The 14,528-nt window shown below is 35.0% G+C and carries 15 protein-coding genes; 12 read left to right on the forward strand and 3 right to left on the reverse strand.

Annotated elements, in window-relative coordinates:
- The first annotated feature begins 226 nt into the window (after window positions 1-226).
- The 5 genes from HLV59_RS07045 (at window position 227) to HLV59_RS07065 (ending at window position 4,566) form a co-directional block, all read left to right on the forward strand.
- Window positions 227-913 carry a glutathione S-transferase gene (locus HLV59_RS07045; protein ID WP_031948742.1) on the forward strand — a complete coding sequence of 229 codons (687 nt, stop codon included), beginning with the start codon at window positions 227-229 and terminating at the stop codon, window positions 911-913.
- A 7-nt stretch (window positions 914-920) separates the two neighbouring features.
- Window positions 921-1,682 (forward strand): SDR family NAD(P)-dependent oxidoreductase, encoded by a 762-nt coding sequence (locus HLV59_RS07050; protein ID WP_171429625.1) that lies wholly within the window; start codon window positions 921-923, stop codon window positions 1,680-1,682.
- Between the two features lie 9 nt (window positions 1,683-1,691).
- On the forward strand, window positions 1,692-2,375 hold the full coding sequence (locus tag HLV59_RS07055; protein ID WP_163119009.1) for an SDR family NAD(P)-dependent oxidoreductase: 684 nt from the start codon (window positions 1,692-1,694) through the stop codon (window positions 2,373-2,375).
- Between the two features lie 77 nt (window positions 2,376-2,452).
- Complete coding sequence (locus HLV59_RS07060) at window positions 2,453-3,010, forward strand: chorismate mutase (RefSeq protein WP_171429626.1); 558 nt, start codon at window positions 2,453-2,455, stop codon at window positions 3,008-3,010.
- A gap of 1,004 nt (window positions 3,011-4,014) precedes the next feature.
- Window positions 4,015-4,566, forward strand: coding sequence for a TetR/AcrR family transcriptional regulator (locus tag HLV59_RS07065; protein WP_171429627.1), 552 nt, complete (start codon window positions 4,015-4,017; stop codon window positions 4,564-4,566).
- 76 nt (window positions 4,567-4,642) lie between these two features.
- Here HLV59_RS07065 and HLV59_RS07070 read toward each other — a convergent pair whose 3' ends face one another.
- Window positions 4,643-6,853 carry a TonB-dependent receptor family protein gene (locus HLV59_RS07070; RefSeq protein ID WP_171429628.1) on the reverse strand — a complete coding sequence of 737 codons (2,211 nt, stop codon included), beginning with the start codon at window positions 6,851-6,853 and terminating at the stop codon, window positions 4,643-4,645.
- Window positions 6,854-7,351: 498 nt separating this feature from the next.
- On the opposite strand from HLV59_RS07070, the gene HLV59_RS07075 reads away from it, so the two are divergent.
- Both HLV59_RS07075 and HLV59_RS07080 read left to right on the forward strand, forming a co-directional pair.
- Window positions 7,352-9,586, forward strand: coding sequence for a TonB-dependent receptor (locus tag HLV59_RS07075; RefSeq protein ID WP_171429629.1), 2,235 nt, complete (start codon window positions 7,352-7,354; stop codon window positions 9,584-9,586).
- A gap of 94 nt (window positions 9,587-9,680) precedes the next feature.
- Window positions 9,681-10,364: a Fe2+-dependent dioxygenase gene (locus tag HLV59_RS07080; RefSeq protein WP_057106306.1), complete on the forward strand. Its 684-nt coding sequence runs from the start codon at window positions 9,681-9,683 to the stop codon at window positions 10,362-10,364.
- A 41-nt stretch (window positions 10,365-10,405) separates the two neighbouring features.
- On the opposite strand, the gene HLV59_RS07085 is transcribed toward HLV59_RS07080, so the two are convergent.
- Window positions 10,406-10,801: a Fur family transcriptional regulator gene (locus HLV59_RS07085; RefSeq protein WP_057106307.1), complete on the reverse strand. Its 396-nt coding sequence runs from the start codon at window positions 10,799-10,801 to the stop codon at window positions 10,406-10,408.
- A 397-nt stretch (window positions 10,802-11,198) separates the two neighbouring features.
- Complete coding sequence (locus tag HLV59_RS07090; RefSeq protein ID WP_125740108.1) at window positions 11,199-11,663, reverse strand: hypothetical protein; 465 nt, start codon at window positions 11,661-11,663, stop codon at window positions 11,199-11,201.
- Window positions 11,664-12,012: 349 nt separating this feature from the next.
- Here HLV59_RS07090 and HLV59_RS07095 point away from each other — a divergent pair, with 349 nt between their 5' ends.
- The 5 genes from HLV59_RS07095 (at window position 12,013) to HLV59_RS07115 (ending at window position 14,491) form a co-directional block, all read left to right on the forward strand.
- Window positions 12,013-12,237 (forward strand): hypothetical protein, encoded by a 225-nt coding sequence (locus tag HLV59_RS07095; RefSeq protein ID WP_062849482.1) that lies wholly within the window; start codon window positions 12,013-12,015, stop codon window positions 12,235-12,237.
- A gap of 149 nt (window positions 12,238-12,386) precedes the next feature.
- Window positions 12,387-12,761 (forward strand): TonB C-terminal domain-containing protein, encoded by a 375-nt coding sequence (locus tag HLV59_RS07100; RefSeq protein WP_125740107.1) that lies wholly within the window; start codon window positions 12,387-12,389, stop codon window positions 12,759-12,761.
- 309 nt (window positions 12,762-13,070) lie between these two features.
- On the forward strand, window positions 13,071-13,349 hold the full coding sequence (locus HLV59_RS07105; protein WP_125740106.1) for a hypothetical protein: 279 nt from the start codon (window positions 13,071-13,073) through the stop codon (window positions 13,347-13,349).
- 293 nt (window positions 13,350-13,642) lie between these two features.
- The gene (locus HLV59_RS07110) at window positions 13,643-14,101 is read left to right on the forward strand and encodes a hypothetical protein (RefSeq protein ID WP_125740105.1); all 459 of its coding nucleotides are present in this window, start codon (window positions 13,643-13,645) and stop codon (window positions 14,099-14,101) included.
- A gap of 189 nt (window positions 14,102-14,290) precedes the next feature.
- Window positions 14,291-14,491, forward strand: a complete 201-nt coding sequence (locus tag HLV59_RS07115; RefSeq protein ID WP_002114613.1) for a hypothetical protein — start codon at window positions 14,291-14,293, stop codon at window positions 14,489-14,491.
- The last annotated feature ends 37 nt before the right edge of the window (window positions 14,492-14,528 follow it).

The raw sequence follows: 14,528 nt of genomic DNA on the forward strand, positions 1-14,528 counted from the left end.
TTTAAAATCTACGCGCGGATCTTTTTTAGTTGAATGGTTCCGCGTATTTCCCATAATTTTGTCTAAAATGGTTCAGATATAAAAAATAAAATTTAAATATTTTTAATCCTTGAAACTTGATCGTCATTAAAAACAGTTTGACTTGGAAATACATACTGTATATTTATTGATTGGTTCCAAAAAAGAACTAGATAGTAAAATAGGCAACTAAAATAAAGGTGAACAAATGTCGGATATCATTTTACATCAATGGGAAATTTCTCCATTTTGTCAAAAAATTTCAAGGGCACTGAAATTTAAAGGAATTGCATTTGAAACAATCAATTATAACGGCCTTCTAGGGGCCAAAGTTCCTTTACTGAGTAAAGTAGGTAAGGTGCCTGTAATTGACCATAACGGTCAGCGGATTCAAGACAGTACTCGAATTGCTCGCTATCTAGACGACACCTATCCAGATACACCTCGACTTTATCCAGAAGACCCCAACCAAAGAGCTCTTGCCGAGCTTTGGGAAGATTGGGCAGATGAATCTCTTTATTTTTTTGAAGTTTATTTACGAGTCAATGACCCTGAAGCTTTAAAAGAAGCCATCCGTATTAGTAGCGTTGGCCGCCCAGCCTATGAAAAGCCTATGGTAAAAGGTTTTATTTTGGCCGAATTGAAGACACAGCTTTTCTTTCAAGGACTTGGTCGAATGAAAGCTGAACATGTTGAAGAAGAGTTTATAAGGCATCTAGATCGTATTGAGCAGGTTTTATCACAAAATGAATGGTTGGTTGGAGACAGCCAAACCATTGCAGACATTGCTGTAGTTGCTCAACTCGGTGAAGTGGTCCGTACCAGTAAAAAATTTAGTAAAGAAATTTTGAATCGTCCGTTTATTGCATTATGGTATAAAAAACAAACAGGGTGAAATGTCTATGACATCGGCAACACTAGATAAAACACAAGATTGTGCAGTTGTTATTGGGGTCGGGGCATCACAGGGGATTGGTGCAGCTGTGTGCCGTCTTTTCGCCAAAGAAGGCTTAAAAGTTTATGTTGCTGGACGTACTTTCCAAAAAATTGAAGCAGTCGCTGCCGAAATCCATGCCAATGGTGGCAATGCTGTAGCGTTCCGTTTGGATGCAGAAGATATAAAACAAGTACAGGCCTTGTTTGACACTATTACCAGTCAAAATGAGCGGATTACTGCTGTTATTCATAATGTTGGAGGGAATATTCCTTCGATCTTTTTACGTAGTCCATTGTCGTTTTTTACTAAAATGTGGCAATCCACTTTTTTATCGGCTTATTTGGTTTCTCAAAGCTGTCTAAAAATCTTTAAAGACCAAAACCACGGTACGCTTATTTTTACGGGGGCGAGTGCTTCTTTGCGCGGCAAACCTTTTTTTGCAGCTTTTACCATGGGTAAATCCGCTTTAAGAGCGTATGCCTTAAATTTAGCTCAAATTTATAAATCACAAGGCATCCATATTGCTCATGTGATTATTGATGGAATGGTCGATGGCGATAGAGTGAATAAAGCATTATTTGGTTTGGGGCGTTTAGCTCGTCTTACGCGAGGTACAGGGGGGCTTAATATTGATGCAATTGCAGAAAACTATTGGATGCTTTATCAACAAACTCCGAAGCTTTGGACACATGAGCTGGATTTACGCCCTTATCAAGAAAAATTTTGAGAGACTAAAATGCTAAAAAAAATATTTCAGAGGTTTAAAAAGAAGCAGGGCTGTGTTGTGGTCGCAGGTCATGACCTACAATTGATCGAGCGTGATTTTGTCATTCTAGATAAAAATGCGCACTTTCCATTACATCTTTATCAAGTTGTACATGATTCAGCCGCACAAAAAATGAAAACTCATTCTATCAATGATGGCGTGACAGCAGTCCATTTAAATTTGGTGAATGCAAATCATTTAAAATGTTTGGTTCGTTATATTTCTAGCCACGGACACACGATTGAGCTCTGTGTATTTCAGCCAAGTTTCTCATCTTCACCAAATATCCAAGCTTTATCTCTAGAAGAAATTGAACACAATTGGCAGGCCACAGGTTTAAGTGCTGTGAGTGTAGCGCAAGCTGTGATTAAACCGATGTTGAAACAGCAGCGGGGCACCGTTATTTTTCTTGGCGCACCTTCCATTCATTCGACTCAGTATGATGTGTTAAGCCAAAGCATGTTTGCGGGTGTTCGTGCTTTATCTCAGTCATTAGCAAGAGAGTTCCAACCTAAAGGCATTCATGTCGCCTATTGCATGATTGAAAAATGGGAAGGGCATAACCAGCACTTTACCTCATCTCTTAAGCAAGTCTGCCAGCATATCTATCACCAGCCTGATTCGGCATGGAGCCAAGAACTTAGCCTATCTTAAAATTTTACTTTCGTATGTTCTTGAAATACAGTACTGGGCTGGAATGATGATAGAACAATAATTTCGATAGGTTTTAAATGAAAAAAATTAAAAGTGCTCAGCCAGCAGTTAAAGTGGTTTGTACGTTAGCAGCTGTCGTGTGTGTTTCTTCAATAGCTCAAGCTGCACAATACACTCAAACTGCCCGTTTAGTTAACGAGCGCTTATCTTATATGAAAGATGTCGCGGGTTATAAAGCAGAGCAGCATTTACCGATTGAAGATTTAACTCAAGAAAAGAAAGTTCTGGATCAATCACTTTCGGAAGCCGAATCTTTTGGCTTAAATAGTGAAACAGTGAAGCCATTTATTGCGACGCAAATGAATGTTGCCAAGGCAATTCAGTATCGCTATCGCGCAGACTGGTTGTCGAGTCCGGAAACCAATTGGAAACCGCAAGATTTAGCAGAAGTACGTTTAAAAATTAGTACGCTAAACACGGAACTTCTAAAAAATATTGCCGATGAACTCAAGAAAAACAACAAAGCACCTCATGGCTGTAGCTATATGCGATCAGTTCAACACCCTCAACTTAAAGAAGCCGATAAAAAAGCCTTATGTATGACACTAAATAAAATTAAGTTAAGAAAGCCGTAAAACTCTTGCATTTGAAACTTAAGTTATCATCTTCCACTTGTCTGATTTCATAATTAACATTGTCCCACTGATTTTTGTGCTTTTCGATAATTAAGGTCGGGAATTGTTGAAAATTATTTCTAAAACTATCATTCAGACTTAAATCTGAAATATAGTTAAAGCATACATTGAATTTTGGGGCTGAAGGATCATGTAAATCCTTAGATAGAATCAAAACAAGGTTGTAGCAATTCATTATATGGTCGTATTCTATTTTGAATGTATCTACATGATCAAAATTAAAAAAATTTCCATTCATTTCGTCTAGGTCTAGCATAATTATCCTTATTTTAAAGTAGTTGAAGAAATATATTATTAATTAGTGGTTAATATTAACTAAATATGAGCTAATAATGAATTTTTAACTAAGTAATTAAATAGTCTAATACAATGAAAAACAATAATTATTTAACTGTTTTCTAGCCAATATCACATTGACACCCAAAACCGCTCCGATTATCCTTTGCCTGCTGGCCACATTGCCAGTCGGCTTTGACAGGCTGTATACCCAAAGCACACGAAAAAGTCTTTCTTTTTTGTGGGCATCCCTGCGTGCCCCCTCTGCGGCGGAACGGGAGGGGGACACCCTCGGGTGTGCTGATCTTTTGGGTATCAGTCTGTCAACCCTCTCTCGTTTCGCCACCATTATTTGACAGTAATGTGGTGAAGCTTCTTTATTACCCAAAGGAGTTCGCTCATGCGTACTAATTCTTTTTCTTTATTGGCCTTTGCCAAAGTCTCTCTATTCATACCATCCAACAGAACTTTAAAAAGGTTTAATCGACTATAGGTTTTAATCTCTAGATCAATTACGACTAAAAATCATAGCGACAATAAACTTGAGATAGGCGAGCACACCTTTTTCGTGCGGCTTTTGCATGCCTGTTTTTAGCACTCATGTTAAGAGTGATGGCATTTTTATCTCTTTTTATAAACAACAAAAAATTATTTTAAACGGTATATATATGCCAAATTTAGAATCTTCATTTAGAGCATTACGCGTGCTCCACGCGGCAAAAGATTTATTTAATCAACATGGGTTTTACATCGGGGTTGACCGAATTGTTGAGGAAGCCAAAATTCCTAAAGCCACTTTTTATAACTATTTTCACTCCAAAGAAAGGCTCATTCAAATGAGCTTAACTTTTCAAACAGATGCATTAAAACATGAGGTGTTTTCGATTATTCATTCGTACCGTGAACTCATGGCATTCGATCAGCTCAAGAAAATCTACTTTTTACATGCAAACTTAGAGGGCTTCTATCGATTGCCATTTAAAGCGATCTTTGAAATTGAAAAGCTTTATCCAACGGCCTATAAACTCGTGATTGACTATCGGAACTGGTTTATTAAAGAAATTTATAAGCTGCTTTTAACCGTAAAAGCGACCGCTACAGTTGAAGATGCTTACATGTTTTTGTTTGTGATTGATGGGGCGATGGTTCAACTTTTAAGTGCAAATAAGATCGATGGAAGAGATAAGTTGTTAGAATATTTTATGTCGACGCTTGTGTAGATTGATCAATATTCTAGTGTTGAATGCCTATAGAAAAGCCCTCCGAAGAGGGCTTTTTGTTCAATTTAATTGAGCTTTAAAAGTCAAAAGAGGTTTGTAGATAGAAAGTACGTGGCAATCCTACATATTTACCGCCAGTAGAGTCTGTTGAGCGAGTAAAATATTGCTTATCAAAGACGTTTTTGATTCCGCCAGCAATTTTTAAACCTTTAACTTGTGAACTTAAGTCATAAGAGGTACGGATCGCAAAAGTGGTATAACCCGGAATATCTCCATATTTACCATCTGCAGTTTCTTCTGTTTGATAGACAGTGCTTTTAGGTAGATCAGGCGAATGTTGCTTAGACTGCGCAAACATGTCAGCATTTAAAGACCATTTGTCCACGGTATAACCTAACCCAACATTACCGACATGACGCGAGTAAAACGGTAGGTCTTTATCTTTAAACTTTCCTGCTTCAGCAACTGCTTTGGTGAAAGTATAGTTACCATATACTTTTAAGCCTTCCAGTGCATCAGACAATTGACCGAAATCATAGCTAATACCCGTTTCGACACCTTTATGGCTGGTTGCCCCTAAGTCTGTCCAGATCCCGTTATTGGCAGCATCACGTACCAATGAAAGCTCTTTATCAAAATCTAGGTAGAACACCGTAAATTCGGCATTTAACCCATTACCGAGATATTTTGTTCCAATTTCATAGTTATTCGACTTTTCTGGATGTAAGCCATCGGTCGTAGCAGCTGCAAAGATTTCTTTAGTATCAGCATTTTCTTCGAGGCGTGCCATTTGGCTGTATTGCTGTGGGCCGAATGATACACCAGCATTTGCGAATATGTTCCATTTTTCGTTTGCAGAATACACTACAGACAAACTTGGTAAAAATTCATCTGAATCAATTTTTGGATGAACTGTATTTACTAGACCATTCTTGTCATAAACCGAAAAATTATTATGAGCTTCAATTGATTCGAAACGAACACCCGGTGTGATGGTCCAACGTCCGAGTTCCATGCGGTTGTCGATATATATAGCATGTGCTTTGGTACCACCATCACTAATCGTACGCGGGGCAAAATCTGGCACTGATGAACCTGCTGCATAGGATGCAGTACGTCCGGCAAATTCAGAGCTTTCTTCTTTTAAGTAGCGATAACCAACCGTCACTTCATTTTGAGTATTACCTAGTTGATAAATACGAGAGTAACGCGGTTCAATCGCATAGACTTTGTAGTCGCGTGGCGCAGAGTCGAGGCGCTTGTCACCACTTGCTAACACGGTCTCAAGATTACTTGTGCGGAAAGAGTCGATGTAGTAACTGAGGACTTCGAAGTTATTTTTTTCATCTTTATGGTTATAACGTAAAGAGACATCAGTACGTCGACCTGCAAAATAGTTTTTTTCACCAGAAGATTGATACGGGTTTTCTGCGTATTGGGCTTGAGTTAAACCCTCTGGCATTTCGCCTCGACCTTCATAGTGATGCAGATTTAAAGCGACCGAGTCTTTATCATTAAATTGATAAGCAGACTTTAACATTACATCATCGATGTCAATCTTGTTATTTGCTTCGCGATATCCATTCCCTTTAGTCCCTGAATACAAGAGGGCAAGGCCTAAGCCATTATCTAAAGTTCCACCTACAAATAGATTAGGGCTGAGCTTTACTTGGTCAGTACCAGATGCATATTCTGAAGTTAGGCTAACAGTTCCACTAAAATCTTGAGGAATTGATCGAGTCGCAAAGTTAATAATTCCGCCTACGTTTTGAGGCCCAAAACGAACGGATCCAGCACCACGTACAACGTCAACTGATTCAATATTACCAATTGAAACAGGAGCTAAAGATAGCTGTGGCTGACCATAAGGTGCAAATGAAAGCGGAACACCGTCTACTAAAACTGTTGAACGAGGTGACAGGCGAGAGGCTAACCCACGGACCCCAATATTGAGTGAAACATCACTACCACCCGTGCCGCTACTATCTTGAGCCTGAACTCCGGGAATTTGTTTTAACGCTTCTCGGATTGAAGTTGCAGCTGTTTCATCCAAACGTTTGCGGTCAACAATAGTTCGAGCACCAGCATGTTGGTGAACAGTTTCAGCATTTGCTTCTTCTAACCAGTTACCTTGTGCCTTAATGGTAATGGTTGGTAATGCACTAGCAGCTGTATCTTCGGCATGTGCAGGAACTACTAAATAAGTACAAGCGAGTCCAATTGCATAGCTAAGTGTAGAAACTTTGAACTTAAAATTTGGGAGTGAAAGAGAAGATGAGCGGTCCATGTTGATGTATCGAAGTCCTAAACGATAATTATAATCATTATAGCGAAAAAGTAACAAAATTTTATAAAATGGTTTATGTTTTTTTCTAAGAATTTTAAACTTTTTCTAAATGGTTGGTTTTGATAATGATTTCAAAGAACTGGCTATAATTTAGATATAAATAATAACGTTTTAGCTAGACAATGGAGCTAAAAAAATTGAATCTCTCTTGTGTACAGCTATGTAAAATTCTTGTTTAAAGACACAGTAAGTATAAAAATATAAGAGTGTTGAAAAGGAAATTATTATTCTCTTTGCATACATAAGTTTGTAATAACTTGAGTTTAAAAGCTATTTGTGTGAAATGGAAAATAATTTAGTAAATATTTTTAATGAAAATCAAAGGATTATTAATTTTTTCTGAACGTGTGTTATAGGATTTTTATATTAAATTATTGTTTTAATAATCAATAATCATTATTATTCGCGCTAATATTTACATGAACACACAAAATACATATGGAATTTATTAAGTCTCGTAAGAAGATTGCTAAATCAGCAATAGCGTCTTCATTATCAATTGTAGCTACAACTGCAATGGCTGCTCAGGAAAACTCTGTACCACTTCCATTGATTCATGTGCAAGCAGATGCAGAAGTTGCACAGAGCCTTAAAGTTGATAAATCGGCTAACTCTAAGTTCGTAGCACCTTTATTAAATACTCCAAAATCAGTTTCAGTAATTTCAAAGCAACTTATTGAAGATACGAAAGTAAATACATTAAGTGATGCACTTCGTACTGTCCCAGGCATTACTTTAGGTGCAGGTGAAGGCGGTAACCCAAATGGTGATCGACCATTTATTCGTGGTTATAACTCTGAAAGTTCAATGTACGTTGATGGTATTCGTAACTCATCATCACAAAACCGTGAAATGTTTGCTATCGAGCAAGTTGAAGTGACTAAAGGGTCTGCTTCTTCTATGGGCGGGGCAGGTTCTGTTGGTGGTAGCATCAATATGATTTCTAAAGTTGCTAAAAAAGGTGACTTTTTAGAAGGTTCTGTTCAAGCAGGTACCGATAATTATCAACGTATCACGTTAGATGGTAATAAAGACTTTGGTAATGGTACTGCTGGTCGCATTGTCCTTATGGGGCATAAAAATGAAAAAGCGGGTCAAAGTGATGGTGCTGAATACAAGCGTGTAGGTATCGCACCTAGTATTACATTTGGATTGGATACACCAACACGTGCAACTTTAAGTTATTACTACTTAAGATCTGATGACACTCCGGACTCAGGTGTTCCATATAATTACGATCCGACTAAGAAGGCAACTGTTGGTAAACCTGTTGATGTTAAACAGGGTATTTACTATGGTTTAAAAGGTCGTGATTTCCAAAAACAAGAAAATCATATTGGTACTTTTAAAGTAGAGCATGATTTAAATGAAAATCTTACTCTTGCTAACACTGTACTCTATAGCAAATCAAAAAATGATTACCTTTGGACTCAGCCAGATGATTCAAAAGGTAATGTAGCAAACGGTAAAGTTTGGCGTCGTATTAACTCTCGAATTACAGACACTGATATTTTTACAGATCAATTATCTTTAAGAGGTAAGTTTAATACTGGCGCTATCAAGCATAGTTTCAATGTTGGTGCGGAATATAGTGATCAAGAATCGGATAAAGGTAGCTACTCGACAACATATCCGGGCTATGCAGGTTCTACAACAGGCGGTTTTAATAGTGACTGTGCTATTAATGATGCGTGGTGTACTTCATTAACTAATCCTAATTCTAAAGATGCTTGGTTAGGTGGTCGTATCGCCAATAAAGCAACAACGACAACGACTACAAAAAATACCTCTGTCTATTTATTAGATAATATTGAGTTTAATCCTCAGTGGTTACTTGATTTAGGTGTTCGTTGGGACAAGTTTGATACAGAACAGGTTACAAATGCCACTGGCGCTAAAATCGAGAGTAATAAAGACTTTGTTACTTACAATGCCGGCGTAACTTTCAAACCTACTGAAAATGGTAGTATTTATGCAAGTTATGCAACTTCTGCTAACCCGGTAGGTGTAGATGGCGGTGATGGTTCTGAGTCAATCGGTCAAGCTTATATGGACCTTAAACCAGAAGAAAGCCAAACCATTGAATTGGGTACAAAGTGGAACGTTCTAAACGAAAAACTTAATTTGACTGCTGCTATTTTCCGTACAGAGAAGCAAAATACACGTATTCAAGTTGACTCAAGCACTTATACGAATGGCGGCGATAGTAAAGTTGACGGTATTGAACTTTCAGCAAACGGAAATATCACTGATAAATGGGCTGTGAGCGCAGGTTACACCTATTTAGATAGTGAAAATACTGATCCAGGACCAAGTTGTAGTCGTGCTGGTGTATGTAATCCTGAAAATGCAGCTAAAGGTAAGCAACTTCCAAACGTACCTAAAAACTCTGCAACTTTATGGACTACATATAAAGTATTGCCTCAAGTTACTGTGGGTGCTGGCGCTTTCTATACTGATAAAGTATATGGTGATGCAGCTAATACAAAATGGGTTCCATCGTATGTTCGTTATGATGCGATGGCTCGTTATGACGTTAACAAGAATGTTAACTTACAACTTAACTTAAATAACCTTTCTGATAAGCGTTACTTTACTAAAGCGTATGCTTCACACTATGCAACTGAAGCAGAAGGACGTAGTGCAGTATTATCAGTTAACTTTAAATACTAATAAGTTTAAAAATTTATTAGTCTTAAGAAGTAATCTAAAATAGCCTCAATTTGAGGCTATTTTATTAATTAAAACTATTTTTAAAGGTATCATCGTGATTCACCATATTCCAAATGTACTGAGTAAAGAACAAGTCCAGTTTTTCCGTCAGGAAATGGACAAAGTAGAATGGGTTAATGGAAAAGTCACGGCTGGTACACTTTCAGCTACAGTAAAACATAATCAGCAATTGCCTGAAGATCATCCTCTAACTCATCAACTGAGTAATATCATCCTTGATGCATTAGGAAAACATCCATTATTCTTATCTGCTGCAATCCCATTAGATATCATACCGCCTTTATTTAATCGTTATGAAAATCATGAATCTTTTGGTTTTCACGTAGATAATTCAATACGCCTAATACGTGGTAGTAATCAGCGTTTAAGAACGGATTTATCTTGTACGGTTTTTTTAAGTGAGCCTGAAGAGTACGAGGGTGGGGAACTCGTCGTTGAAGATACGTATGGATATCATGAAATTAAATTGCCTGCGGGTGATATGATTTTGTATCCATCTACCAGTCTGCATGAAGTGACTGCTATTACTTCAGGCTGTCGTATAGCATCTTTTTTCTGGGTACAGAGCATGATTCGTGATGATGCCGAGCGACATATGTTATTTAATCTAGACCAAACTATTCAAAACTTACGTATGCAACTAGGTGATGATCATAAAGAAGTTTTGAACTTAACAAATACTTATCACAACTTAATTCGTAAGTGGGCCGAGGTCTAAATAACAAGGCGAGTAGTTAAGTAGCGTAAATTACTAATACGCTACTTATAAACATTTACTTCAATGTTCAAAGCTTTTTCATCAATATTTTTTAGCAGAGATTCTAATAATTCTTCTACTTTTTCATCATATTCAAAAGGATGTGATTTTCCAGTTTTGGTATTAATAAGATTTAAACTAATTTTATTAGTGGCTAGTCGATAAATTCCTCTATTACTTTTACCCAAAACCACTCTTTTAATTAATTTTCTATGTTCAAGCTCCGCTAAAGTACGATATGTAGTAGCTAGACTAATTTTTAGGTTTTTCTTTTGAGATAACAGATATATTTCTTCTGCAGTTATTCCCTTATCGTTCTCATGTAAAAAACGGAAAATTGCAACGCGTGAAGGTGTCGCTGATAAACCATTTTCAATTAACTCTTGATGATAATCCATTTAGTTCCTCTGCTAATGGCTTATTTACATTTAAATTGATTACTAAGGCTTTTTTAGTAGTAGGTAAAAAAATCTATTTGAAAACCAATGATATTACTTTCATTGTAAACCATTTGGTACAAAAAGTATTATGATAAAAAGTAAAAATACTTGATAGAAATAACAAAAGTTAGCAGTCGATTCTTTTTTAGAAGCTCATATTTACCATATCATTAAATTTTTAGACTCTCATGACTGAGCCCTATTTTACTCAATGATCTCTGTTAACTTTTCACATGATTGATTAACTTTTGCTATAGGTGAGGTTGCAATACCTATGAATTGAAAGTTGTAAAGGTGGAGAGAGTGACACTCCTAAAAGTAACATTTAAAAAGCCCTCTAGAGAGGGCTTTAAATCTATTTAAAAGTAGGTTGATTTAAGATTTTATAGACCTTTTCTTTATATACATCATTAGAAATAACACCTTTATCCCGCTGTTGTTTGAGCGATCTAAACTGCTGGCCGCGAATCTCTCTTTGAATCCCCATATGATCCTGATGTCTAATGTAGTAAAGACTACGTTCATGATCACTCATATTTACTGTCTCATCGGTAAACGAAGAAGGCTTTGCTTCGTTTCCTTGATATTGTTTTGCAATTTCAAAAAAATCTACATTTTGATGAGTAGAACTAAAAGAATCTTGTTGTTCATTAAATTTAAGGTCTTGAGAGTTTGCGCTCAATTCAAGCATACTTTTATGCTGATTAAATTTAGGGTGGTTATATTCTTGTTTCGTTTGAAATGTGTTTGCCTCAGCAAATGTGGAAGAAGAAAAAAACCCAATATTTAAAAATAAAAAAGTTAATAAAAATCTATTCATTTCTTTTGAGGTCCAATTGAAATTGAGTAAATCACTGTATTATAACATTAAAGTTAATTTTTTGGAGGTTTGGATTTAACAGTACTTAATCAACTGGTAAATAATAAGGTAACGTATAGTGCTGTGCGTGAAGGTCTATTGATGGCTTCTGATAATTATTAAAATTAAAACTAAAACTTTTAATTCAAAGTATCTGATTATTATTTAATTTAATATTTATCTATCAATAATTTATTGTTTTTTAAAACTTCTAAGTAGTTAATTATTAAGTAAATCTAAACTATTCCGGTGTGACAAAGGTTTTCTAATTTGTTAGATTGTTTGGTTTTTATAAAAGCGGGCGGAATTTATGAAGACATTTTTAATTATTTCTTTAATAGGTTTTGGGCTAATTGGTTGTGCCTCATCTACATATAATTCTCAAGAAAATTATTTAAATAAACCTCCAATTGTACCAGTGAATAAAGCTTTCAATAGTTTTAAAACACCGGAGCATGGACTTTTTACCGATCAAGACACCTATAATATGCCAGAAAATTCTAATATGAATTTCCGTTATGAAATCCCTTTTTAAAGAAAATAGATTATTAAGTTAAGAAAAGGATCAGTAAAGGTGGCTTAACAGCTTTGCTGATTCAAGATAATAAATAATGGACATCACCTTTAGGTAGTTTTTTGAATTTTAAACTGTTAAATTTTAATGATTGAAAAAAGGTACTTTATATGAAAAATTTTACTATTATTGCTTCTTTATTTTTGTTAGTTGGTTGTACTACAGGTCATAAACAGACTACTTCTGTTCAAGTGTCTGATAATAAAATTATCTCAGAGGCCGAGAAATATAAAAAACAATATCAAAAGAAAATTTATAAAATATGGGATATCCCCAAGTCTTCTACAGGCATGAGTGCAAGTGTAAAAGTTTTTTTAACGGATAGTGGAGAAATTGAACAAATTATCTTTTTAGATAAAGAAGAGCAGAAATTTAAAACCAGTATAGAAAAAGCGATATGGCGTGCGAGTCCATTTGTTTTACCTTCTCATCCTGAAGCAAGAAAGCAAGCTAGAAGATTCAATATGAAATTTCAAGTAAAGTAAATTAGTTCTCCTTAAACATGAAGAGCAGATTTATAATTATTGATAGAAATTAAATTTGCTCTTTAAGTCCTTATAGTCTTGATGTGGTAGGTTTCAGCTAAATAGAAAATATCTTTATTAAATAAATTTAGCTTTAGAAGAAATGAGCTAACATTTCAGTTTAAATAGAAAATAAGACATTTTATTTATAAATTAAAAAAATATAAAAATTAGTTACATTACTATCAAAAGGCAACATAAACAAAACTTTAAAAAAGTAAGAAATTGATATAAAAAATAAATACATCTACAAGAGTGTAAAGAACAAATATGAGTGAATTAATGAAGCCTCATAATGAAAGTAAGTCTACAAAAGTTGTAGCTTGGTGTGTAATTTTATTTGGAATTGTTTTGGGAGTAGCCTTTATTTTGTCATATGGGCAAGTCGAAACAAGAAATGATAATTTAGACATTATTCAAGTATGGTCTACAGAAATGATTACAATTGGTCTGTTTATTATATTTAATGGGCTGTTGTTTGGTTATTTGCTTTTAAAAATTAGTAGTATTTTAAGTCATTTAGAAAATAATAAAAATTCTAGTGAATAAAATTTAAAAGATTAGCCTTTACTTATTAAAATGAGAATCGTAACTCTTATTTAGGCTATAACGAAATTGTTAAAATAGATTGAAAGCAAATTTTTCAAAAATCTCATTTTACAAGTAAATTAATGTGAGATGGTTTGCATTTTCATGTGTTTTTGTGATGAGTTTTAATGGTGGCTTTCAGATGACTTATACTTTTTACATTTGGTTTATGAGTTTTACCCTATATTACATAAAAAAATAATATTTTAAAAAGTGTATGAATATATTCATTCATAAGAAAATAGGAGGCTATGATGCCAAAATATCTAGCTATAGCAGAGAAGGTTTATAAAAAAATTAAAAATGACAACTTGTTTTCTGATGAGGTGATTGAAAATCTAAATTGTTTGATTGGCCTTATTCGTAATGCGATAAAAGGTACTGAATTTAAATTAAAGTATAACTTTATCAATTTTGAAGATTGTCTAACCAAACCTAGTGAACAATGCTCGGTAAAAATTGATTTTAGCCTTATACCTAAGTTTGAAAATGAAGGTGAATTTATTTTATGGCTTGCTGGATTTGTTGAAAGAGTTACCGAAGGAGGAAAACCTAAGTTTCCTCCAATTTCACAATTGATTCCTCAAGGTTTTAGTATGGGGAATGAAAGTATCCCAGTAACTACTTTACCTGTAAAAGAAGAAAATGCAGAAATGATTGTTAATTATTTTAAATCAGATGATTACCTTAAAAATAATAAATTACCTACTTAAAATATTTAAAAAGAAATAATATTGTTTGATTTCTCCATAACAGGATTTTATTAACCGCCTTTTGGGGCGGTTTTTTTATATAAATGTATCTTAAAGTGTCTGTTACACAAATGATGATTGTTTAGGGTTGAATGTATCTCGTAATTAATTAAGCATGGAATAACACAAGTTAAGTCAAGGATAACTCTCATGATAGATGAAGAAAAACCCTTAAATTTTGACGATGATGAAGAACCTCTTGATTTTGCAGATGAAGAATTTATCGATGATAAAAAAGAGGATGAGTTATATAACAGCATTACCAAAGATGGCTCTAGTGTCGATCCGGCAGATGATGGTGAGCGTCATATTCGTCCTGAAGATGGCGATCCGATCGAAGTCGAAGAATAAAGCATAGCCCAATTCAACATTGGGCATTTTAAATTTT

The sequence above is a fragment of the Acinetobacter lactucae genome, from assembly GCF_013122135.1.
Taxonomy (GTDB): Bacteria; Pseudomonadota; Gammaproteobacteria; order Pseudomonadales; family Moraxellaceae; genus Acinetobacter; species Acinetobacter lactucae.